This window comes from Streptomyces sp. BRA346 (assembly GCF_052851135.1).
This window is the reverse complement of record NZ_JAIWIH010000013.1, coordinates 92830-114357: the sequence shown is the minus strand read 5'-3', so window position 1 is coordinate 114357 and position 21528 is coordinate 92830. Positions and strand designations below refer to the sequence as shown.

Sequence of the window (21528 nt, the reverse complement as noted above, 5' to 3'; positions counted from 1 at the left end):
TCAGAACGTCAACTGTTCAGAACGTCAACGTGGCGAAGGACGCCCCCAGCACCGCCGCGCCCGCCAGGCCCAGGCCCCAGGCCGTACGGCGCATGCGGAGCCCGCCCGCCACGACCAGCGACGCCAGCAGCAGCGAGCCGCCGAACGGAACCCAGGCGTGCAGGACGCCCGCCGTACCGGTGCGCACCACCTCGTTCCTGCCCGGCTTGACGGCCACCAGCAGTCGCTCGCCCCTCCCGTCCGTGACCGCCGCGTCGACCCGGACCTTGGGCCGCGCCTCGCTGCCCTTGGAGCCGGGGGTGAACCGGCCGGTGCACCAGTCGTCGTCGCAGCGGGACACCGTGAGCGTGCCGCGCTCCAGCCCCTTGGTGAGGATCGTGGGCTTGGCGTCGCTCCACGAGGACCACACTCCGGCCACCAGGATGAGCAGCGCGACGAGCGTCATGGCGACATTCTTCGCGAGCAACAGCAGTCCGTACATGCTCTCGCCCGCCCGCCGCGTACGGCTGCGCTTGGTGATGCCGGTGGATGCCATGGCGGTAGATCTTTGCCATCGGCGGGCCCCGGGTCAACCTCCAACCGAACGGCTGCGCGAGTGCCGTTCAGGAGTTGTAGGTGCCCTGCGCGCGCTCCAGCCCGTCCACGATGAGCGTCTCCACCGCGTCGGCCGCGCGGTCCACGAAGTAGTCCAACTCCCTGCGCTCAGCGGCGGAAAAGTCCTTCAGCACGAACGCCGCGACATCCATCCGGCCCGGCGGACGGCCGATGCCGAAGCGGATCCGGAAGTAGTCCGGGCCCCCCGATTTGGTGATCGACTTCAGCCCGTTGTGGCCATTGTCACCGCCACCGAGTTTCAGCCTCAGCGCGCCATAATCGATGTCCAATTCATCGTGAATCGCCACGACATGACCCACCGGCACCTTGTAGAAGTCGCGCAGCGCGGTCGTCGGTCCGCCCGACAGGTTCATGAACGACATCGGCTTCGCGACGATCACCCGTCGGCTGCCCGGACCGGGCGGCCCGATGCGCCCCTCCACCACCTGCGCCCGGGACTTGTGCGCCTTGAAGCGCCCGCCCATCCGCTCGGCCAGCAGCTCGGCCACCATGAAGCCGACGTTGTGGCGGTTGGCCGCGTACTCCGGGCCGGGGTTGCCCAGGCCCACCACGAGCCACGGGCTGCTCGCGTCTGCGTCGCTCATCGTCTCGTTCTCCTGAGTTTCGTGCCCAGTGGTCTCTTATACGCGACCGCGCTCATACGCGACCGCCGCCCCGCTGGCAGCAGCGGGACGGCGGTCGCCAAGCGATGCGGAACGAGGCGGATCAGGCCTCGGCGCCCTCGCCCTCGCCCTCGGCGGCCTCCGGCTCCGGGGCCTCGGCCTGCGCGGCGACGACGTGCAGCACCGGCGCGTCGTCCTCGACGGCCAGGGTGGTGCCCTTCGGCAGCGTGATGTCCTTGGCGTAGATGGTGTCGCCCGCGTCCAGACCGGCGATCGAGATGGTGACACCCTCGGGGATGTGGGTGGCCTCGGTCTCGACCGGCAGCGCGTTGAGCACGTGCTCCAGCAGGTTGGCGCCCGGGGCCAGGTCGCCCTCGGTGTGGATCGGCACCTCGACGGTGACCTTCTCGCCCTTGCTCACCAGGAGCAGGTCGACGTGCTCCAGGATGCCGATCTTGATCGGGTGGCGCTGCACGGCCTTCGGGATGACCAGCTCGCTCTTGCCGCCCTCGATCTCCAGGCGCAGCAGGACGTTCGGGGTCTTGAGCGCCATCAGCAGGTCGTACGCCGGAAGCGTGACGTGCAGCGGCTCGGCACCGTGGCCGTAGACGACACCGGGAACCCGGTCGGCCAGGCGGGCGCGACGGGCCGCACCCTTGCCGAACTCGGTGCGGGGCTTGGCGGGAATCTTGACCTCGGCCATGGGGGCACTCCTCGTAGATCGTTTACAGATGGCCGTCACCCGGCCCACGACAGACCTGCTACGAAGAGCGCGTCGATAACGGACGAGCTGTGTGAACCACAGCCTCCCTCGCCGAGCAACCCCACGAGTCTACCAACGGTCGCCCCAGGCTTGAGGCCACCCCGTCCGGGAGTGGCCTCAGCTGGGTCGGTCCGCGGTTAAGCCCATCAGGCGTGCTCCTCGAACAGGCTGGTCACGGAGCCGTCCTCGAAGACCTCCTGAACGGCGCGGGCGATGGTCGGCGCCATCGACAGCACGGTGACCTTGTCCAGCTCGACCTCGCCCGGCGTCGGCAGCGTGTTGGTGAACACGAACTCGCTGACCTTGGAGTTCTTCAGCCGGTCCGCGGCCGGGCCGGACAGCACCCCGTGGGTGGCCGTCACGATCACGTCCTCCGCGCCGTTCGCGAACAGCGCGTCCGCGGCGGCGCAGATCGTGCCACCGGTGTCGATCATGTCGTCGACCAGGACGCACACCCGGCCCCGCACGTCACCGACGACCTCGTGGACGGTGACCTGGTTCGCCACGTCCGGGTCCCGCCGCTTGTGCACGATCGCCAGCGGCGCGCCCAGCCGGTCGCACCAGCGGTCGGCCACCCGCACGCGGCCCGCGTCCGGCGAGACGACCGTCAGCTTCGACCGGTCGACCTTGGCGCCCACGTAGTCCGCGAGCACCGGCAGCGCGAAGAGGTGGTCCACCGGGCCGTCGAAGAAGCCCTGGATCTGGTCGGTGTGCAGGTCGACCGTGAGGATGCGGTCGGCACCCGCCGTCTTGAGCATGTCGGCGATGAGCCGCGCCGAAATGGGCTCCCGGCCACGGTGCTTCTTGTCCTGGCGGGCGTAGCCGTAGAACGGCACGATCACCGTGATGGAGCGTGCGGAGGCCCGCTTCAGCGCATCGATCATGATGAGCTGTTCCATGATCCACTTGTTGATCGGAGCCGTGTGGCTCTGGATCAGGAAGCAGTCGGCGCCGCGCGCGGACTCCTGGAAGCGGACGTAGATCTCGCCGTTGGCGAAGTCGAATGCCTTGGTCGGGACCAGGCTGACGCCCAGCTCGTGGGCGACCTCCTCGGCCAGCACGGGGTGGGCGCGGCCGGAGAAGAGCATCAATTTCTTCTCGCCGGTCGTCTTGATCCCGGTCACGTCACGTCTCCTTGGATGTCACTTTGGTGCGCGCTTTTACGGTACGCCCCCGGATGGGCGCACCGGTCCGCAGGTCACTGCCCGCCCTCGTCCTCCTGGCGCGCGGCAGCGGCGGCCTCGGCCGCCTGCGCCGCTGCGCTCCCGGGGCGCTTGCGAGCGACCCAGCCCTCGATGTTCCGCTGCTGGCCGCGTGCGACGGCGAGCGAACCCGGGGGCACATCCTTGGTGATGACCGAGCCGGCGGCGGTGTACGCCCCGTCTCCCACTGTGACAGGAGCCACAAACATGTTGTCCGAACCCGTCTTGCAGTGGCTGCCGATCGTCGAACGGTGCTTCTTCTCACCGTCGTAGTTCACGAAGACGCTGGCGGCGCCGATGTTGCTGAAGTCGCCGATCGTGGCGTCGCCCACATAGGACAGGTGCGGCACCTTGGTGCCCTCGCCGATCTCGGCGTTCTTCATCTCCACGTACGTACCGGCCTTGGACCCCGGGCCCAGCCGGGTACCGGGGCGCAGATACGCGTACGGACCCGCCGACGCCCCCGCGCCGATCACCGAGTCCTGCGCCACGGTGAAGCTCGCCACCGCGCCCTCGCCGACCGTGGTGTTCGTGAGCCGCGAGTTGGGGCCGACCTCGGCGCCCGTGGCCAGGTGCGTGGTGCCCAGCAGCTGGGTGCCGGGGTGGATCACGCTGTCCTGCTCGACGGTGACCGTCACATCGACCCAGGTGGTGGCCGGGTCGACCACGGTGACGCCGCTGAGCATGGCGCGCTCCAGCAGCCGGTCGTTGAGCAGCCGGCGGGCCTCGGACAGCTGCACCCGGTTGTTGATGCCGACGATCTCGCGGTGGTCGGCGGCGACCGACGCGCCGACCCGGTGCCCGGCCTCGCGCAGGATGCCGAGCACATCGGTGAGGTATTCCTCACCCTGGCTGTTGTCGGTCCGCACCTTGCCGAGCGCGTCGGTGAGCAGCTGGGCGTCGAAGGCGAAGACGCCGGAGTTGATCTCGCGGATCGCGCGCTGGGCGTCGGTGGCGTCCTTGTGCTCCACGATGGCGGTGACGGCGCCGGACGCCTGGTCCCGCACGATGCGGCCGTAGCCGGTGGCGTCGGGCACCTCGGCGGTGAGGACGGTCACCGCGTTTCCGTCGGCGGAGTGCGCCCCGGCGAGCTGCTTGAGGGTCTCGCCGGTCAGCAGCGGGGTGTCGCCGCAGACGACGATCACGGTGCCGTCGAGCGCCACACCGCTGTGGGACAGCTCCTCCAGGCCCATCCGGACCGCGTGCCCGGTCCCGTTCTGCTCGTGCTGGACGGCGGTGCGGGCGTCGGCGTCGATCTCGGCCAGATGCGCGGAGACCTGCTCCCGGGCATGGCCGACCACGACCACCAGGTGCTCGGGCGAGAGCTCGCGGGAGGCGGCGACGACATGCCCGACGAGGGACCGGCCGCAGATGGCGTGCAGAACCTTGGGGGTCGCCGACTTCATGCGAGTGCCCTCACCCGCTGCGAGGACGACGACGGCTGCCGGGCGGTTGGCGCTCACGGGTGTGCCCTTCGGCTTCGGGTAGGGGGTGGACACCCGCAGGATACCGAGAGGTTTCCCCCCGGAAACGACTCCGGGTCCCGACCGTGAAGGCCGGGACCCGTGAAGAGGGCTCCCCCGCCAGGACTCGAACCCGGACTAATGGCACCAAAAGCCACTGTGCTGCCAATTACACCACAGGGGATGGCAAACGGATCCAAGTCGGACACCCTGTGCGGGCGATCGACTTGGTCCCCACCACTATGCCGTACCGGCCGCCCTCGACGCGACGGTATGGGTCGGTGCGCCCGGTCGTGACGCGGACGTCCGATCGAAAACATGCTCGATTCAACCGTTCGAGTTAAAACCGTTGATATACGGACTGTTCGAGTGAGACACATGCGGCCGTGTCCCCCGGAAAAGGGCTGGCGCGCGGCCGTAGTCTGGTCGCTATGAGTGCGACGGGGGCATCTGAGGACACGAGTGCGCGCGGCGCACCCGGCGGCCCATGGTGGTGGTCGCGGCGGCGCAGCATGGTGCTGGACATCATGCTCGGCGTCGCGTCGGCGGTTGAATGCGCCGCGGAGGGCGTCGGATTCGCGCACGACGCCCGGATGCCGGTCGCCCTCGGTGTCCTGCTCGGGCTGATCGTCGGATCCACCCTGGTGCTGCGGCGGCGCTGGGCGATCGCCGTGGTGCTGATATCGATCGCCGTCACCCCCGCGGAGATGGGGCTGCTGCTCGGCGTCGTCGGGCTCTACACCCTCGCCGCGTCCGAGGTGCCGCGCCGGATCTCGGCGGTGCTGGCCGGGATGGCGGGTGCCGGAACGTTCCTCGTCACGATGATCCGCTTCCGGCAGGACAACGCACAGGCCGACTGGGGCTCGGCCTTGTGGGAGGCCCCGCTCTTCTCGCTGACGATCACCCTGGCGCTGACCGCGCCCCCCGTCCTGCTCGGGCTGTACGTCCGGGCCCGGCGGCGGCTGGTGGAGAGCCTGCGGGAGCGGGCGGACGGCCTGGAGCGCGAGCTGTCCCTGCTCGCGGAGCGGGCCGAGGAGCGGGCCGAGTGGGCGCGCAACGAGGAGCGCACCCGGATCGCGCGCGAGATGCACGACGTGGTGGCGCACCGGGTGAGCCTGATGGTGGTGCACGCGGCGGCGCTCCAGGCGGTGGCGCTCAAGGACCCGGAGAAGGCGTCGAAGAACGCCGCGCTGGTGGGCGACATGGGGCGGCAGGCGCTGACCGAGCTGCGGCAGATGCTGGGCGTCCTGCGGTCGGACGCCCCGGCCGAGCAGAAGCCGGTGCCGCTGGCCTCGGTGGCGGTCGCCGCCTCGGCGGCTGCCGAGGCGGCGACGGCGTCGGCCACGGAGCCCCCCGAGGACACGGATGTGGAGGCGGGCGGGCCGCGGCTGGCGGAGCTGGAGGCGCTGGTCGGGCAGTCGCGGGCGGCCGGGATGGCCGTGGACCTGTCGGTGGAGGGCGAGGAGCGGCGGTACGCGGCGCGGGTGGAGCAGACCGCGTACCGGGTGGTGCAGGAGGCGCTGACCAACGTGCACAAGCACGCCCCGGGCGCCAGCACCCGGATCCGTCTGGCGCACCGCGGCGCCGAGATCGCGGTGCTGGTGGAGAACGGTCCCTCGGAGCGCGGCGCGGCGGACGCCGGGCTGCCGAGCGGGGGCAACGGGCTGGTCGGGATGAAGGAGCGGGTGTCGACGCTGGGCGGCGGCTTCGTCTCGGGCCCGACGGAGGCCGGTGGCTTCCGCGTCTCGGCGGTCATCCCGGACCGCACCCGCGCGCCCGAGCCCGACCGCGCCAGGACCGCATAGCGCCCCCCGGGGCGCGGGGAACTGCGCGACCGGCCGCGACGGCGCCGCGGTCGGCTGACGGCGTGACGTGCAACGGCGGGTTGCCGTAGGGGCGGCCACGACGGCGCCGCGGTCGGCTGACGGCGTGACGTGCAACGGCGGGTTGCCGTAGGGGCGGCCACGACGGCGCCGCGGTCGGCTGACGGCGTGAGGAGGAACGGCGGGTTGCCGTAGGGGCGCGGGGAACTGCGCGACCGGCCACGACCGCGCCGCGGTCGGCCGACGGCGTGACGTGCAACGGCGCGTCACCGCAGGGGCGGCCACGACGGCGCCGCGGACGAACGACGGGCCCAGGGCTACGCCCTGGAGAGCCGCGGCGGAAGCGTGCCCGTGATCAGCGTGCCCAGCGCAGCGTCAAGCGTGGCGCCCAAATACCAGTCACCGGTGTGGTCGAGGCTGTAGACCCGCCCCTCCGCGTCGATGGTCAGCAGCCCCTGCCCGTCGGCCTCTTCGCCCAGCGGGCAGACCTCGGTCTCCAGCGCGCGTCCCAAGTCGCCCAACGTACGAGCCAGGTGGAGACCATGCAGCGGATCGATACGAAACGGAGTGGGGGCGATCTGGCGGCCGCTGCCCGGCGGCTGGACGTGCAGTCCGCCGAATTCGGCCCAGGCTTCGACGGCGGCCGGGAAGACGGTGTGCCGGTGCCCGGCGGGGGAGGTGTGGGTGGACAGGGTGTCCGCCCAGCGTTCGGCGCGCTCCATGTCCCAGCGGCCCGGCTGCCAGCCCGCCTCGCGGAGGGCGGCGTCGACGGGGACGGGGAAGCGGGTGGTGTCGGTGCGGTCGATGGGGCGGGTCACGCTTCCTCACCCACCACCCGTACGCCGAAGTGGCCCAGCATCGCCGTGCAGGAGAGGCAGGGCGGGGCGTACGAGCCGTGCTGCGGGTCGCCCGCCTCGCGGATCCGGCGGGCGGTCAGCTTCGACTGCTTGAGGGAGCGGCGCGCCTCACCGTGGGTGAGGGGTTTTCGGGCCGCGCGTTTGGAACGGCTCGCCTCGACGGCGGTCAGATGGCGGGAGAGCAGGACCGCTTCGGGGCAGCGTCCGGTGAAACGTTCGCGCTGCCCGCTGGTGAGGGCGTCGAGGAAGTCCTGTACCAGGGGGTGGAGGGTGGGTGCCTGGTCGGCCTTGCCTCCGGTGCAGGTCAGGGTCTCGCCGCGGACGGAGAGCGCGGCGGCGACGGCGGGCAGGAGCGTGTCGCGGCGGTGGTGCAGCGGAGGCGGACCGGCGTCGGGGTCGACGCTGCTCCATCTCAGCCGGGGGTCGCTGGCCGCGGTGGCGGCTCCGTCGCCGCCCCCGTTGCTCTGCGTGATGTGCATGTGGTGGGTCCCTCCCTGTGCAATCCACCGCAATCCCCCGGTTGCGAAAGATCAGCCTGCCAAATGCGACGGGAAATGCGGTAGTCCGGGTGCGTCGGCCCAGGTGGGCGGCCGGGGTGGTGGCCGACCGGTTCCGCTTGTGGCGCCACCGCATAGGCTGTGCCCCATACGCCAGCATCAGCAGGGGGCAACCGCCATGACGACAGGTCGGCTCGGGCAGCATGCCGCGCCACCGAACACGGCCTACGCCGGGCAGGTCGTGCACTTCCCGGATCCGGTTCGGGCCGCCCGCCACCCCATGGGCGTCCGGGTGGACGAAAACGGCTTTCCGGACTTCTCGCCGTACGCCCGCGCGGCCGCCGAAATCGCCGAGCCCCCGGAGGGGTTCGGGGTCGACGAACTGCGGCTGACCGACTACGTCTCGGCGAACGCCGCGCTGCACGCCTCCGGCCATGAGCTGTGGAACGACGCCTCGGCGGTGGCCACTCCGCACGGCTGGACGTGGCACCACGTCCCCGGCGGCCGCCGGATGGAGCTGATCCCGGTCGAGGTCAAGGCGCTGCTGCGGCACCACGGCGGGCTCGCGACGGCCCCGGTGGACCAGGACAAGCGCGGCACCCGCCCGTTGCAGGACACCCGGCCGGTCCACTTCGGGCTGCCGGTGCGGGGGCTCTCGGCCACCGAGGAGCAGGTGCTGGGCGTCGAGGAGGACCTCGGCTACCGGCTGCCGGAGTCGTACCGCGCGTTCCTGAAGGCGGCGGGCGGCTGCGCACCGGTGGGCGCGGCGCTCGACCCGGAGCTGGGACTCCTGGTCGACCAGCCGTTCTTCACGGTGCGCGACGAGGCGGCGGTCAACGACCTCGTCTATGTCAACAAGTGTCTGCGCGACCACTTCACCAAGGACTACCTGGGCGTGGGCTTCGCCCAGGGCGGGGTGATCGCGGTGAAGGTGAAGGGGGACGCGATCGGCTCGGTGTGGTTCTGCGCGTACGACGACGCGCGGGACCGCGACGGCTGGACGGTCCGGGAGCGGGTGGAGCGCCTGATGCTGCCGTGCGGCGAGGACTTCGACGCCTTCCTGCTGCGGCTCGCGGGCAATCCGCCGGAGCTGGAGACCGTGGCGAACCTGATGGTGGACGGCGGATTCGCGTACGCCGTACCCGTGGAGGGGTGAGCGCGATGGTGACCTTCGCACAGGCGCAGGAGCGCGCCGAACTCTGGATCAACGGTGAGGTGCCCGCCTACCAGCAGCGCGAGGTGCGGGTGCGGGAGTTCGACCTGGGCTTCGTGGCCTGGGCCGAGGACCGCCCGGACGGAGCGGTCTCGGGCGCGCCCGTGGACGGCGCCCGGCTGGTGATCGCGCGGGACAGCGGGGAGACCACGCTGTGGCCCGGGCTGCCGGTGGGCGAGGTGATCCGCCGGTACGAGGAGGAGTACGGCGCGAACGACGACCGCGCCCAGGAGACCGCCGGGCGGCAGCAGCGCATCGACCTCAACGTGACGTCCTTCCTGCTGACTCCGCCGGAGTGGCTCCAGGAGGCGGCGGACGCGATGAGCGGGGGCGAGGACGCGCCGGACGTGCCCGCACAGCGGTCGGCTCCGGCGACGGGCGCGCCGGAGCCGGAGCCGGTGGATGACTGGCCGTCGTCGGATGGCGCGGTGTCGCCGCGCCCGGACGCAGCCGCGCCCGAGCCGGTGGACGACTGGCCTTCCGGCGGCGTGCCGTCACCGCGCGGCGACGCCGGGTCCGCGCCCGCGTTCGCGCCACCGCCCGGTGATGGCCCGCGCGATGCCGCGCCCGCGTCGCGGCCGGTGGACGACTGGCCCTCGGACGGCGTGCCGTCGCCGCGCAGCGAGTCGCCCGTGTCCGGTTCCGCTTCGGCTTCCGGTTCGGCCGATGAGGGTTGGCGTAACGGTCCTCCCACGCCGCCGCCCGGTGGCGCCGAGCCGCGCGACGCCGTGCCCGCGCCGGGCCCGGTGGACGACTGGCCGTCGGACGGGGTGGCACGTCCGCGCACCGACGCGGCGGCCGCATCCGCGCCCGCCGCGCCCCCGTCCGCTCCGCCTCCGCCGCAGCCGGTGGACGACTGGCGTCCCGGCGGCGTGACGCCGCCGCGGCGGGACAGCGAAGCGGACGACTGGCCGTCGGACGGGGTGGCGCGGCCGCTCGCCGACGCGCCCCAGCCCCCGGCCGCCCCGGCACCCGGCGGCGGCAGCCCGTGGGCTCCGCCCCCGCCCGCCCCGTCGGCGCCCGCGTCGCCCGCTTCCGGTGAGACGCCGAAGGGCCCGGCCACGCCCGGCGCCGGTACGCCGTGGGCCGACACCAACTCCGCGAGTGACGACGGCGATCGCTCGGTCGCCCCGCCCGCCACGGTGTTCGCCCCGCCGCTCGCGGGCTCGGACGACGAGGACACCCCGGTCCCGGGGGTGGGGCCCGACGCCAAGACCGAACTGATGTCGGCGGGCAGCGCGCTGCCGCCCACCGCCGTCTCTCCGCCCTTCGACTTCCCGGGGACGGCGGGCGGTTCCGACGCGTCCTCGGGCGCGTCCCCCGGCGCGGGCGACATCGCGGATGCCGCCACCCACAAGGCGGGGCGGCCGAGCGGCCCGACGACCCCGCCGCCGCCCGGTGCGCCGGGCACGCCCGGCGCCCGGCCGGGTGCGGGGCCGCACACGCCTCCGCCGCCGAGCCCCTCCGGCCCCGGCGCCCCGGGCGCTCCGGCCGGGGGGTACGTACCGACGCAGCTGGTCTCGCAGCTGGACGACAGCGTGGGCAGCGGCATCCCGGGCGGTCCGGGCACTCCCGGGACCCCGGGTGCTCCCGGCGGGCAGAGCGGGCAGAGCGGGCAGAACGGTCCGCAGACCCCGCCTCCGCCTCCCGCCCCCGGCACTCCCGGTGGTGGGGTGCACGCGGCGGCCACGATGCTGGCCGGTGGTCCGGGCGCTCCCGGCACCCCCGGCACCCCCGGCGCGCCTGGTGCTCCCGGTGCTCCCGGTCAGGCGCCGCCCGGTGGGCAGACGCCGCCTCCGCCCTCCGTCCCCGGCGCCCCCGGTGGTGGGGTGCACGCGGCGGCGACGATGCTGGCGGGTGGCCCCGGCCAGCCGCCGTCCGGCCCCGGCGCTTCCGGCTTTCCGCCGCCTCCCGGTCCTCCCGGTCCTCCCGGTCCGCCTGGTCCGCCCGGCCCTCCCGGCCAGCCGGGTGCTCCGGGCTCCCCGGGGCAGGCTGGGCCATCCGGCCCGCAGCCGCCCGGCCCTCCCGGCGTCCCCGGTGCGGGTGGTCCGCCCACGCCGCCGCCCCCGCCGGGCCCCTTCCCGGGGGCGCCGGGCGCTCCGGGCGCGCCCGGAGCCCCCGGCGCCCCCGGCGGTGGGGTGCACGCGGCGGCGACGATGCTGGCCGGTGGCCAGGCCCCACCGCCGCCCGGCGCCCCCGGCGCCCCGGGCGCGCCCGGTGTCCCCAACATGCCGCCGCCCGCCGGTCCGCCGGTGCCCGGCATCACTCCGCCGCACGGTGTGGCGCAGCCCGGCACACCGCCGCCCGGCATGCCGCCCGGGCCCGGCGGCGGGTACGCGTATCCGCCGCCCCCCGCCGGGATGCCGACCGTCGGTCCCGGCTACATGGCCGTCCTCCGCTACCGCGCGCAGGACGGTTCCGAGCAGCAGCTGATCCGTCGTTCGGCGCCCGGCACCCCGCACCCGGAGTGGCAGATCCTGCATGAGCTGCGGGCGATGAACGTGCCGCCGCAGCAGGTGCTGGAGCTGCACACCGAGCTGGAGTCGTGTGATCTGCCGGGCGGCTACTGCGCGCGGATGATCCGCGAGTCGTGGCCGCAGGTGCGGATCAGCCACACGGCCCCGTACGGGCGGGACCACGCGACCCGGCAGCAGGGCGTACGGCATCTGATCGAGCACCAGGGCGAGCTGCACCAGGTGGCGGACGGCCCGGCCCGCCCGGCGCCCAACCGGGTGCCGCTGCCGCACCCCAGCCAGGTGCAGCCGATTCCGCCGGTGCCGCCGGAGGGGCTGGCGCAGGAGCTGGGCCAGGCGTTCGGGCCGCAGGGCATCGTCCGGTTCGACCAGCGCGCGGTGTCGCGGCAGGGCGTACCGGACGTGGTGGCGCAGACCCTGGTGTGGGCGGGGCTGCCCGCGGACTTCGGCCCGTTCTTCTGGGCCCAGGCGCAGCAGGGGCGCCCGGTGCCGACGCTGGCCGAGCTCGCGGCGGAGCGCGGCGTGCAGCCCGCGGCCGACGCGGGGTCGTACCTGGTGATGGGCAACGACTTCGGCCGTCAGCTGTGCGTGCAGTACGGCACGGCGCACATCGTGGCGGTGCCGCTGGAAGCGGCGCCGCAGCCGGTGCCGGCGCAGTTCGTCAACACCGGTCTGCCGGAGTTCGTGCGCTGCATGGGGCTGCTGGGCCGCATGTGGCGGCTGCGGTACGGGCTGACGCCGGAGCAGGCGGGCCGTTGGACCGTCGACTTCCAGGCGCAGCTCGCGGCGCTGGACCCGGCCGCCCTGTCCGCGCCGGACAACTGGTGGGCCGTGCTGCTGGAGCAGATGTGGGACGGTCTGCTCTGAGTCCCGCCGTAACCCCGATATAGCCGGAGCGCGCCGAGCGCGCGCCCCATCGAGGCGCCCGACCCCCGTGACGGGGGCGGGCGCCTTGTCGTTGTGGTACCCGGGCGGGCCCCGGCCGGGGAGATGGGCGGAGTGTCGCGTTATGGGCGATAAGACCCCATCCATCAAGATGTGCGCCGGAGCGCGTTGCCTACCGGACTAAGGGGTTCCAAGGATGGGCGCATCGGTGTCACGTCATGGCTTCACCATCGGCGGACGGGGCCGTGGCTACCGTCCCGCGCAGGTCGACCGCTATGTGGCGGAGCTGTCCGAGGCGCGTGACGCGGCGTGGGAACGCGCCGCGCGCCTCACCGTTCTCGCCAACGAGCTGGCCGCCGACGCCGACCGGCTGCGTGAGGTGATCGCCCAGCTGGCCCCCCAGACGTACGAATCGCTGGGCGACCGCGCGCAGCTGATCCTGATGGCGGCCGAGGAGGAGGTGGGCTGTCTGCGGGCCGCGGCCGAGGCGGCGGCGCAGGAGGAGTGGGAGGCCGCGCAGGCCGCCGCCCGGGTCGTCCGGGACGCCGCCCGCGACGAGGGCGAGCGGGTGCGGGAGGCCGCCGAGGCATCGGCGCGCAGCACCCTGGAGGCGGCGCAGGCGGAGGTGGAGGAGGTGCGCGCGGCCTCGCGCCGGGACGTCAAGGAGTGGCGCAGCGAGTCTCTGGCGGCGCTGAAGGAGATGCGCGGGCGTACCGCGGCGATCCTCGCCGAGCAGGAGCGGGAGCACGCGGACCGGTGGGAGGCGGCCGGTCATGAGCTGGTCGAGCGCGATGCGGCGATGACGGCGCGGCTGGTCCAGATGGAGGAGCACGCCCAGGCCAGGCTGGCGGACGCCAAGCGGGAGTACGCGATGGCGGACCAGGCCGCGCGGCTGCGCCAGGAGGACGCGCAGGCGCAGGCGGCGGAGATCATCGCGCAGGCCAGGGCCCGGGAGGAGCGGCTGGCCCGGGAGACGGAGCGGACGCTGCGCGAACACGTGGAGCGGCGCGAGGAGCTGAAGGCGCATCTGGAGCATGTGCGCGGCAGCCTGACGGCCCTGACGGGCAAGCCGGTCTCGGAGGACGCCGCCTCCGGCCCGCACCCGCAGCCGCGCCCGCACCCCGAGACCTGAGCCCAGCAGCCCAGCAGCCCAGCAGCCCAGCAGCCCAGGAGTCCGGGAGCCCGGATCAGGTCTCCCGGGCGGGATTCGCCGTCAGCGGGTCGGCGACGGACTCCGCTTCCGCTTCCGTTCCGCTTCCCGCCTCGGCGCGGACCGGGAAGCGGCGCGGGGCGAGGAACAGCAGGGCCAGCAGGGCGAGGACGGCCGCGGAGGCGGCGCCCAGGTAGACGTGGTCGACGGCGGTGTCCACGGCGCGCCGCAGATAGTCGGCGGCCCCGGCGCTGAGGGCACCGGGGCGGTCGAGGGCGTGGGAGACCGAGTCGAGGTCGCCGGGGAGCCCGTCGCGGATGCCGGACGGGGCGGCGGCGAGCCGGGAGGCGAGCGTCGCGTTGGCGACGGCGCCGAACAGGGCCGCGCCGATCGACTGGCCGACCTGGCGGCAGAAGAGGATCGAGGCGGTGGCGGTGCCGCGTTCGGCCCAGCCGACGGAGGACTGTACGCCGACGATCAGCGGGAGCTGGAAGAGCCCGAGCGCGGCGCCGAGCAGCAGCATGATCAGCGCGGGCTGCCAGGCGGCGCCGGGGTCGGCTCCGGGATAGGGGAGCAGGGGGAAGGCGGCCAGGATGAGCGCGGCGGCGCCGATGCCGATCATCGAGCAGTTCCGGAAGCCGACGCGGTTGTAGACGCGGCTGCTGAGGGCGGCCGAGATGGGCCAGCTCAGGGTCATCACGGACAGCACGAATCCGGCGGGGATCGGCCCGAGGCCCAGCACCGACTGGGCGTAGGTGGGCAGGAAGACGGTCGGGGCGATCATGAGGAGACCGAGCGCGCCGAGCGCGAGGTTGACCGCCGAGATGGTGCGCCGCCGCCACACCCAGCCCGGAATGATGGGTTCGGCGGCGCCGTTCGATCCACACGGTCAGGGCCGCGCATCCGGCGCTGGCCGTGAGCAGCGCGAGGGAGGGGGCGGAGAGCCAGCCCCAGGCCACTCCGCCCTGGACGAGCGCGGTCAGCAGCAGTCCGCCGCAGGCGAAGATGGTGAGGGCGCCCGCCCAGTCGATGCGGGGCCGGGTCGCCCGCCGCCGTTCCGGTTCGTGCAGATGGCGGACGATCAGGGTGAGGGCGAGTGCCCCGATCGGCAGGTTGATGAGGAAGATCCAGCGCCAGTCGGCGTACCCGGCGAGCACTCCGCCGAGCGCGGGGCCCGTGACCGCGGACAGGGCCCAGACGGAGGAGAGCCGGGCCTGGATCCTGGGGCGTTCCTTGAGCGGGTAGAGGTCGGCGGCGACCACCTGGATGGTGCCCTGGAGTGCCCCGCCGCCCAGCCCCTGGACGATGCGGAAGGCGATGAGGGAGGCCATGTTCCAGGCTCCGGCGCACAGCAGCGATCCGATGAGGAACACGATGGTGCCCGCCACCAGGACGGGCTTGCGGCCGAAGGTGTCGGAGAGCTTCCCGTAGACCGGGAGGGTGACGGTGACGGCGAGCAGATAGCCGGAGAACAGCCAGGAGAAGACGGAGAAGCCGCCGAGATCGCCGACGATCTGCGGAACGGCGGTCGAGATGATGGTGGAGTCGAGCGCGGTCAGCGCCATGGCGAGCATCAGCGCGGCGACGACGGGGCGGCGTCCGCGGGGCGTGGCGGGGGCTGCCCCACGGGGCGGGGAGTCCTTACGGGGCGGGGGGCTCTCGGGGAGCGGGGATATGGAGTCCCGCGTCGGGTCCCTCTGCGGTGCCGCCCACCGTGGCGCGCTCCCTCCGCCGGTCCGCGCCGGCTCTGGTGTCCAATTCTTGTACGACCCACCATTCCATGCCGCCTCAGGGCAGGGGAAGAACGCATCAGGGCTGTTGAGGCCGCGGACTTGAGCCTTCCGTTACGTGAGGGTGCAGAGTCGACCCCGAGTTGCGCTCCACCTCAGGGCCTACTCCCCTAGGGGATGGGCTGCCTTTCCTCCTACCCGGGGTTCGTCCCGGGGAAGGACGAGCCGGGGTGTACCGCTCTCTACTGTGGTTACGGCCAGCAGGACCGAGGGGGGGTAGGGCTGGCCCCACCCGAAGACGGCGCCGGGCCTCATCGTCCCGGCCGCCGCTTTCCGGGAGGCTCATCATCACGCTCGACCAGGCGATCGGGGACGTGTGACCGTCCCGGATCCGATATAGACGAAAAAGAGGAGTACACCGTGACAACGGCCGTATCGATTCCCAAGACCGGGGGCAGCGGAGGACATACGGCCGTTGCTGCCCGGGCACGCCAGGTGGTCAAGGCGTACGGCTCCGGCGAGACCCGGGTGGTCGCGCTGGACCACGTCGACGTGGACATCGCCCGCGGCCGCTTCACGGCGATCATGGGCCCGTCCGGTTCCGGCAAGTCGACGCTGATGCACTGCCTCGCGGGGCTCGACACCGTCTCGTCGGGCCAGATCTTCATCGACGAGACCGAGATCACCGGGCTCAAGGACAAGAAGCTCACCCAGCTGCGCCGGGACCGGGTCGGCTTCATCTTCCAGGCGTTCAACCTGCTGCCGACGCTCAACGCGATCGAGAACATCACGCTGCCGATGGACATCGCGGGCCGCAAGCCCGACCGCGCCTGGCTGGACCGGGTGGTGCAGACCGTCGGTCTGGCCGACCGGCTGAAGCACCGTCCGAACCAGCTGTCCGGCGGTCAGCAGCAGCGCGTCGCGGTGGCCCGCGCCCTGGCCGCCCGCCCCGAGATCATCTTCGGTGACGAGCCGACCGGAAACCTGGACTCCCGGGCCGGTGCCGAGGTGCTGGGCTTCCTCAAGCGGTCCGTGGACGAGCTGGGGCAGACGATCGTGATGGTCACCCACGATCCCGTAGCCGCCTCCTACGCCGACCGGGTGCTGTACCTGGCCGACGGCCGGATCGTCGACGAGATGCACAGCCCCACGGCCGACCTCGTCCTTGAGCGCATGAAGCACTTCGATGCCCGTGGACGGGTGTCATGACCGTCCTCAAGACCTCCCTGCGCAACTTCCTCGCCCACAAGGGGCGGATGGCGCTGTCCGCGATCGCCGTCCTGCTGTCCGTGGCGTTCGTCTGCGGCACGCTCGTCTTCACCGACACCACCAACGCCACGTTCGACAAGCTCTTCGCGAGCACGGCGTCCGACGTCACGGTCAGCCCGAAGGGGGCCAGCGACAAGGACACCCGGCAGGGCCGGGTCCGTACCCTGCCGGGCGCGGAGCTGGCGCAGCTGAAGCGGGTCGACGGCGTCAAGTCGGTGACCGGGGACGCCACCAGCCAGTCGGTCACCGTCGTCAACCGGAAGGGCGACAGCATCGGGCCCAGCTCCGGCGCCCCGACCATCGGCACCAACTGGGACACCACCGAGCACCGCTCGGTGAAGCTCACCTCCGGTCACTCGCCGCGCGGCCCCACCGAGGTGATGGTCGACGCCGACACCGCCGACACCAAGAAGCTGAAGCTCGGTGACGAGCTGCGGATCATCGCCGTGCCCGGTGAGTTCCGCGCGAAGATCGTCGGCATCGCCACGTTCCAGGTGACCAACCCCGGCGCCACCATCGTCTACATGGACACCGACACCGCGCAGCGCAAGCTGCTCGGGGCGCCCGGTGTGTACTCCAACTACGCGCTGACCGCCCAGCCCGGCGTCAGCAACGACCAGCTGAAGAAGAGCGTCGTCGCCGAGCTCGGCACCGGCGTCAAGGTGCAGACGAAGGCCGAGGCCAGCAAGGAGGCCGAGAGCGACATCGGCTCCTTCCTGGACGTCATGAAGTACGCGATGCTCGGCTTCGCCGGAATCGCCGTCCTGGTCGGCATCTTCCTGATCGTCAACACCTTCTCGATGCTGGTCGCCCAGCGCACCCGCGAGATCGGCCTGATGCGCGCCATCGGGTCGAGCCGCAAGCAGATCAACCGGTCGGTGCTGATCGAGGCGCTGCTCCTCGGTGTCGTCGGCTCGATCCTCGGCGTCCTCGGCGGCGTCGGGCTCGCGGTCGGCCTGATCAAGATCATGGGCAGCGCGGGTCTGCACCTGAGCACCGACCAGCTGACGGTGAAGCCCGCCACGCCCATCGTCGGCCTCACCATCGGCATCGTCGTCACCGTCATCGCCGCCTACATCCCCGCCCGCCGGGCCGGGAAGATCTCCCCGATGGCGGCCCTGCGCGACGCGGGCACCCCGGCGGACACCAAGGCCGGACGGATCCGCGGCGCGATCGGCACCCTGCTCACCGCGGCCGGTGCCGCGGCCCTGGTCGTCGCGGGCAACGCCGACAAGGCCGTCGACGGCTCGATGTTCCTGGGCCTCGGCGTGGTGCTGACCCTCATCGGCTTCATCGTCATCGGCCCGCTGCTGGCCGGTCTCGTGGTCCGGGCCCTCGCCACCGTCGTGCTGCGGATCTTCGGTCCGGTCGGGCGGCTGGCCGAGCGCAACGCGCTGCGCAACCCGCGGCGCACCGGCGCCACCGGCGCGGCCCTGATGATCGGCCTGGCGCTGGTCGCCTGCCTGTCGGTGGTCGGCTCGTCCATGGTCGCCTCGGCCACCGACGAGCTGGACAAGTCGGTCGGCGCGGACTTCATCATCCAGTCCGACACCGGCCAGCCGATCACCCGGCAGATCGAACAGGCGGCGCACCGGGCCACGGGCCTCACGCACGTCAGCGACCGCAAGGAGATCGAGGGCGCCAAGATCACCCTGCCGGACGGCAAGACGGCCACCAAGGACCTGGCCGCGGCCGACCCGACGTACGCGGACGACCTGCGGACCCCGGTCGTCTCGGGCGACCTGGCCGCCGCGTACGGCAAGGACGCCATGTCGGTGCCGGAGGGCTTCGCCAAGAAGCACAAGGTGAAGGAGGGCGACACCCTGACCGTCGCCTTCAAGGAGGGCCGCACCGCCAAGCTCAAGGTCGCGGCGATCACCTCGGACGACACGAGCCTGGACAAGGGCGCGCTCTACATCAACATCACCACCGTCGAGCGCTATGTCCCCGCCAAGCTGATCCCGGCGGACATCATGTTGCTGGCGCAGGCGAAGGACGGCCAGGAGGAGGCGGCGTACACGTCCCTCAAGGCCGAGCTGCACCAGTACCCGTCGGTCAAGGTCCGCGACCAGACCGACTACAAGAAGGAGATGAAGGACCAGATCGGCCAGCTGCTCAACCTGGTCTACGGACTGCTGGCGCTCGCGATCATCGTCGCCATCCTCGGCGTGGTGAACACCCTCGCCCTGTCGGTCGTCGAACGCACCCGGGAAATCGGCCTGATGCGCGCCATCGGCCTCTCCCGGCGCCAGATGCGCCGCATGATCCGGCTGGAGTCCGTCGTCATCGCCCTCTTCGGAGCGCTGCTCGGTCTGGGCCTGGGCATGGGCTGGGGCGCGACCGCGCAGAAGCTGCTGGCGCTGGAGGGGCTGAAGACCCTGGAGATCCCCTGGCCGACCATCATCACGGTCTTCATCGGCTCGGCCGTGGTGGGTCTGATCGCGGCCCTGATCCCGGCGTTCCGGGCGGCGCGGATGAACATCCTCAACGCCATCGCGACGGACTGACCTGGGAGGAGAGACGGCTGCCCCTTCTATGGGGGGAGGGGCAGCGAGGGACCGGCCCGGTGTGCGACGGGGGAGCGCACCGGGCCGGTCCTTTTGCTGTGTGCGTTCCGCGCGGGGCGGCCCTGCGGCTCCGCGGCTTACGGCCCGCGGACTCCGCCCGGCAGCGTGGCGGCGTGGCGGCGGCCGGTCCGCACGGCCGGTCCGGCGAGGCGGTTCCGGATGTACATCGCGGCGGTGACGGGCCGCTGACGGTCGGCACCGGCCGCGGGAACGACGATCGGGTCGTCGCCCCCCGGCCGGGGCGCCCGAAGTCGCTTCACGCCGCGAGCATGCCCCTGTCCCGCAGCAGCGGTACCACCCGGTTGCGGATGGCCGAGGCGAGCCGCACCTCGTCGCCACCGGATATCCACCGCGCATCGGCCAGTTCGGCCGCCGGGTGGGGCTCCCGGTCGATGCGCGCCTCGAACACCGTCAGCCGCATCGGCACCCGCTCCAGCACGGCCACCCCCTCGACCTCGGCCAGCAGCCGCGGCTCCAGCGGGGCCACGCCCAGCTCCTCGTCCAGCTCCCGCGCGAGGGTCTCCAGCGGGGCCTCGCCCGGGTCCGGCTTCCCGCCGGGCAGATAGAAGATTTCGGGGGCCGCCTTCTTGCTCACGACCAGCAGCCGTCCCCGCTGCACGATCGCGGCGGCCACCACCGACATGGACACCGACATGGACACTTCGTCCTCGTACGTCATGCGGGCGATTCTGGCAGCCGGAGCCACGCTCCTGGCCAGCGAATTTCCCAGTTGACTTGGAGTGCGCTCCAACTCCTAGCGTGATGGTCACGACCACGAAGGAGGCACCCGATGTCCGATCTGCCCACCCACCTGCCCACCCGCCGCCTGGGCGAACTCACCGTCGGCGCACAGGGCCTGGGGCTCATGGGGATGAGCCACGGCTACGGCGACTCGGACGACGCGCAGTCGATCGCCACCATCCACCGCGCCCTCGACCTCGGCGTCACCCTGCTGGACACCTCCGACTTCTACGGCTCCGGCCACAACGAGGAGCTGCTCGGCCGCGCCCTGACCGGGGGCCGCCGCGAGCAGGCGGTCGTGGCCACCAAGTTCGGCTTCGCGAACCGGCTGGGCGAGCCCACCGCGATCCGCGGTGACGCCGCGTACGTCCGCGAGGCGTGCGACGCATCGCTGCGCCGCCTCGGCGTCGACCACATCGACCTCTACTACCAGCACCGCGTCGACCCCGACGTCCCCATCGAGGAGACCGTCGGAGCGATGGCCGAGCTGGTCCGGGCGGGCAAGGTGCGCCACCTCGGGCTGTCCGAGGCGAGCCCGGAGACCATCCGCCGAGCCCACGCGGTGCATCCCATCGCGGCGCTCCAGAGCGAATGGTCGCTGTGGACCCGTGACCTGGAGGCGGAGACCGCCCCGGTCTGCCGCGAACTCGGCATCGGCCTCGTCCCGTTCTCCCCGCTCGGCCGCGGCTTCCTGACCGGCCGCTACACCTCGGTCGAAAACCTGCCGGAAACGGACATGCGCCGCACCCAGCCCCGCTTCGCGGACGGCAACCTCGAACAGAACCTGGCCATCGTCGACAAGCTGAACGAACTGGCCGCCGAGAAGGGCGTCACCGCCGGTCAGCTCGCCCTCGCCTGGGTGCAGCACCGCGGCGACGACGTGGTGCCGATCCCGGGCACCCGCCGCGAGAAGTACCTGGAGGAGAACCTCGCCGCGGTCTCCATCGAGCTGTCCGCGGAGGACCTGGCCGCGATCGACGCCGCCGCCCCGGCCGACCAGGTGGCCGGAACCCGCTACGACGAGAAGAGCCTCGCGTTCGTCAACCGCTGATCGCGAGCTCGCTGATCACCGCGCCCAACGCCTGTTGTTCGTCATCCGCCAGCCAGCGGGCGGCGTGCACCATGCGCAGCGCGGTGACCAGCCGTTCCCGGTCCTCCTCCGTGCCGAGGTCGCCCAGGTACGGCGGGAGGATCACGCCGAGCGCCCGCAACTCGCCGCAGGCACACAGCCGGTCCAGCAAAGCGGCGAGTGTTCCGCTCTTGGGGGGCGTACCCAGCCCGTCGGCGATGCCGAAGCGGGTCCAGTCCGCGTAGCTCCCCGGCGGGACGTCGCCGATGTGCGCGGCGGCGCGTACGTAGTGCTCGCGCGCCGTGACCATGTCGCCGAGCTCTGCGTACGCTCCGCCCATGTTCACGTGCAACGACGCGTAGAACCCGCGGACCCGGTCGTCACCGACCGCGTCCGCGCGGTCCAGGCACTCCTGGTTCCAGCGCAGCGTCTCGGCGGGGGTGGGCTGGTGCCGGGCCATATAGTGCGCGGCCACGCATTTCCCGTAGTCGTCGGTGGCGGCGTCCCACGCCTGCCGGAAATGGTCGCGGGCGTCGCCGTCCCGCCCCTCGGCCTCGGCGGCCATGCCCTGCACGCACAGCCGGACGACGGGGTTTTCGGGATCCATC

17 protein-coding genes, 1 tRNA gene and 1 pseudogene are annotated in these 21528 nt (G+C 72.6%); 7 read left to right on the top strand and 12 right to left on the bottom strand.

The annotated features are described in order from the left end of the window. Positions 1-16: 16 nt before the first annotated feature. The 6 genes from LCH29_RS18610 to LCH29_RS18585 form a co-directional block, all read right to left on the bottom strand. On the bottom strand, positions 17-535 hold the full coding sequence (locus LCH29_RS18610; protein ID WP_446462856.1) for a hypothetical protein: 519 nt from the start codon (positions 533-535) through the stop codon (positions 17-19). 67 nt (positions 536-602) lie between these two features. Continuing rightward, positions 603-1199, bottom strand: a complete 597-nt coding sequence (pth, locus tag LCH29_RS18605; RefSeq protein ID WP_446462855.1) for an aminoacyl-tRNA hydrolase — start codon at positions 1197-1199, stop codon at positions 603-605. A gap of 121 nt (positions 1200-1320) precedes the next feature. Next, complete coding sequence (locus LCH29_RS18600) at positions 1321-1920, bottom strand: 50S ribosomal protein L25/general stress protein Ctc (protein WP_446462854.1); 600 nt, start codon at positions 1918-1920, stop codon at positions 1321-1323. 206 nt (positions 1921-2126) lie between these two features. Then, on the bottom strand, positions 2127-3104 hold the full coding sequence (locus LCH29_RS18595) for a ribose-phosphate diphosphokinase (RefSeq protein ID WP_446462853.1): 978 nt from the start codon (positions 3102-3104) through the stop codon (positions 2127-2129). A 74-nt stretch (positions 3105-3178) separates the two neighbouring features. Further along, positions 3179-4645: a bifunctional UDP-N-acetylglucosamine diphosphorylase/glucosamine-1-phosphate N-acetyltransferase GlmU gene (gene glmU / locus LCH29_RS18590; RefSeq protein WP_446462852.1), complete on the bottom strand. Its 1467-nt coding sequence runs from the start codon at positions 4643-4645 to the stop codon at positions 3179-3181. A 112-nt stretch (positions 4646-4757) separates the two neighbouring features. Beyond that, positions 4758-4829, bottom strand: a tRNA-Gln gene (locus tag LCH29_RS18585). Positions 4830-5076: 247 nt separating this feature from the next. On the opposite strand from LCH29_RS18585, the gene LCH29_RS18580 reads away from it, so the two are divergent. After that, positions 5077-6450: a histidine kinase gene (locus LCH29_RS18580; RefSeq protein ID WP_446462851.1), complete on the top strand. Its 1374-nt coding sequence runs from the start codon at positions 5077-5079 to the stop codon at positions 6448-6450. Between the two features lie 335 nt (positions 6451-6785). On the opposite strand, the gene LCH29_RS18575 is transcribed toward LCH29_RS18580, so the two are convergent. After that, positions 6786-7286 (bottom strand): SUKH-3 domain-containing protein, encoded by a 501-nt coding sequence (locus LCH29_RS18575; protein WP_446462850.1) that lies wholly within the window; start codon positions 7284-7286, stop codon positions 6786-6788. Then, on the bottom strand, positions 7283-7804 hold the full coding sequence (locus tag LCH29_RS18570) for a YwqJ-related putative deaminase (RefSeq protein ID WP_446462849.1): 522 nt from the start codon (positions 7802-7804) through the stop codon (positions 7283-7285). The genes LCH29_RS18575 and LCH29_RS18570 overlap by 4 nt, the downstream gene beginning before the upstream one ends. Before the next feature lie 196 nt (positions 7805-8000). Here LCH29_RS18570 and LCH29_RS18565 point away from each other — a divergent pair, with 196 nt between their 5' ends. The 3 genes from LCH29_RS18565 to LCH29_RS18555 all read left to right on the top strand — a co-directional run bounded on the left by LCH29_RS18565 (position 8001) and on the right by LCH29_RS18555 (position 13526). Continuing rightward, the gene (locus LCH29_RS18565; RefSeq protein ID WP_446462848.1) at positions 8001-8978 is read left to right on the top strand and encodes an SMI1/KNR4 family protein; all 978 of its coding nucleotides are present in this window, start codon (positions 8001-8003) and stop codon (positions 8976-8978) included. Then, positions 8975-12376, top strand: coding sequence for an SUKH-4 family immunity protein (locus LCH29_RS18560; protein WP_446462847.1), 3402 nt, complete (start codon positions 8975-8977; stop codon positions 12374-12376). The genes LCH29_RS18565 and LCH29_RS18560 overlap by 4 nt, the downstream gene beginning before the upstream one ends. 214 nt (positions 12377-12590) lie before the next feature. Continuing rightward, positions 12591-13526 (top strand): cellulose-binding protein, encoded by a 936-nt coding sequence (locus LCH29_RS18555; protein ID WP_446462846.1) that lies wholly within the window; start codon positions 12591-12593, stop codon positions 13524-13526. Between the two features lie 55 nt (positions 13527-13581). On the opposite strand, the pseudogene LCH29_RS18550 reads toward LCH29_RS18555, so the two are convergent. Further along, positions 13582-15118 (bottom strand): annotated as a pseudogene (locus tag LCH29_RS18550) (MFS transporter). A 576-nt stretch (positions 15119-15694) separates the two neighbouring features. On the opposite strand from LCH29_RS18550, the gene LCH29_RS18545 reads away from it, so the two are divergent. Then, positions 15695-16483 (top strand): ABC transporter ATP-binding protein, encoded by a 789-nt coding sequence (locus LCH29_RS18545; RefSeq protein ID WP_123106563.1) that lies wholly within the window; start codon positions 15695-15697, stop codon positions 16481-16483. Further along, on the top strand, positions 16480-19050 hold the full coding sequence (locus LCH29_RS18540) for an ABC transporter permease (protein ID WP_446462845.1): 2571 nt from the start codon (positions 16480-16482) through the stop codon (positions 19048-19050). Before LCH29_RS18545 ends, LCH29_RS18540 begins: the two co-directional genes overlap by 4 nt. A 137-nt stretch (positions 19051-19187) precedes the next feature. On the opposite strand, the gene LCH29_RS18535 is transcribed toward LCH29_RS18540, so the two are convergent. Both LCH29_RS18535 and LCH29_RS18530 read right to left on the bottom strand, forming a co-directional pair. Beyond that, positions 19188-19370: a hypothetical protein gene (locus LCH29_RS18535; RefSeq protein ID WP_446462844.1), complete on the bottom strand. Its 183-nt coding sequence runs from the start codon at positions 19368-19370 to the stop codon at positions 19188-19190. After that, entirely contained in the window at positions 19367-19789 is a 423-nt protein-coding gene (locus LCH29_RS18530) for an NUDIX hydrolase (protein ID WP_446462843.1), read from the bottom strand. Before LCH29_RS18530 ends, LCH29_RS18535 begins: the two co-directional genes overlap by 4 nt. 111 nt (positions 19790-19900) lie before the next feature. Between LCH29_RS18530 and LCH29_RS18525 the strand changes: the two genes are divergently transcribed. Beyond that, positions 19901-20902 carry an aldo/keto reductase gene (locus LCH29_RS18525; protein WP_446462842.1) on the top strand — a complete coding sequence of 334 codons (1002 nt, stop codon included), beginning with the start codon at positions 19901-19903 and terminating at the stop codon, positions 20900-20902. Here the strand turns inward: LCH29_RS18525 and LCH29_RS18520 are convergent. Then, positions 20892-21527, bottom strand: coding sequence for a hypothetical protein (locus LCH29_RS18520; protein WP_446462841.1), 636 nt, complete (start codon positions 21525-21527; stop codon positions 20892-20894). The two genes, LCH29_RS18525 and LCH29_RS18520, sit on opposite strands and share 11 nt — an antisense overlap. Position 21528: the final 1 nt, after the last annotated feature.

Excerpts from the sequence above, each read along its gene's own strand:
- LCH29_RS18580 (WP_446462851.1), top strand. The coding sequence starts at position 5,077 with ATGAGTGCGACGGGGGCATCTGAGGACACGAGTGCGCGCGGCGCACCC.
- LCH29_RS18600 (WP_446462854.1), bottom strand. The coding sequence starts at position 1,920 with ATGGCCGAGGTCAAGATTCCCGCCAAGCCCCGCACCGAGTTCGGCAAG.
- LCH29_RS18570 (WP_446462849.1), bottom strand. The coding sequence starts at position 7,804 with ATGCACATCACGCAGAGCAACGGGGGCGGCGACGGAGCCGCCACCGCG.
- LCH29_RS18555 (WP_446462846.1), top strand. The coding sequence starts at position 12,591 with ATGGGCGCATCGGTGTCACGTCATGGCTTCACCATCGGCGGACGGGGC.
- LCH29_RS18520 (WP_446462841.1), bottom strand. The coding sequence starts at position 21,527 with ATGGATCCCGAAAACCCCGTCGTCCGGCTGTGCGTGCAGGGCATGGCC.
- pth (WP_446462855.1), bottom strand. The coding sequence starts at position 1,199 with ATGAGCGACGCAGACGCGAGCAGCCCGTGGCTCGTGGTGGGCCTGGGC.
- LCH29_RS18525 (WP_446462842.1), top strand. The coding sequence starts at position 19,901 with ATGTCCGATCTGCCCACCCACCTGCCCACCCGCCGCCTGGGCGAACTC.
- LCH29_RS18530 (WP_446462843.1), bottom strand. The coding sequence starts at position 19,789 with ATGACGTACGAGGACGAAGTGTCCATGTCGGTGTCCATGTCGGTGGTG.
- LCH29_RS18565 (WP_446462848.1), top strand. The coding sequence starts at position 8,001 with ATGACGACAGGTCGGCTCGGGCAGCATGCCGCGCCACCGAACACGGCC.
- LCH29_RS18610 (WP_446462856.1), bottom strand. The coding sequence starts at position 535 with ATGGCATCCACCGGCATCACCAAGCGCAGCCGTACGCGGCGGGCGGGC.
- LCH29_RS18540 (WP_446462845.1), top strand. The coding sequence starts at position 16,480 with ATGACCGTCCTCAAGACCTCCCTGCGCAACTTCCTCGCCCACAAGGGG.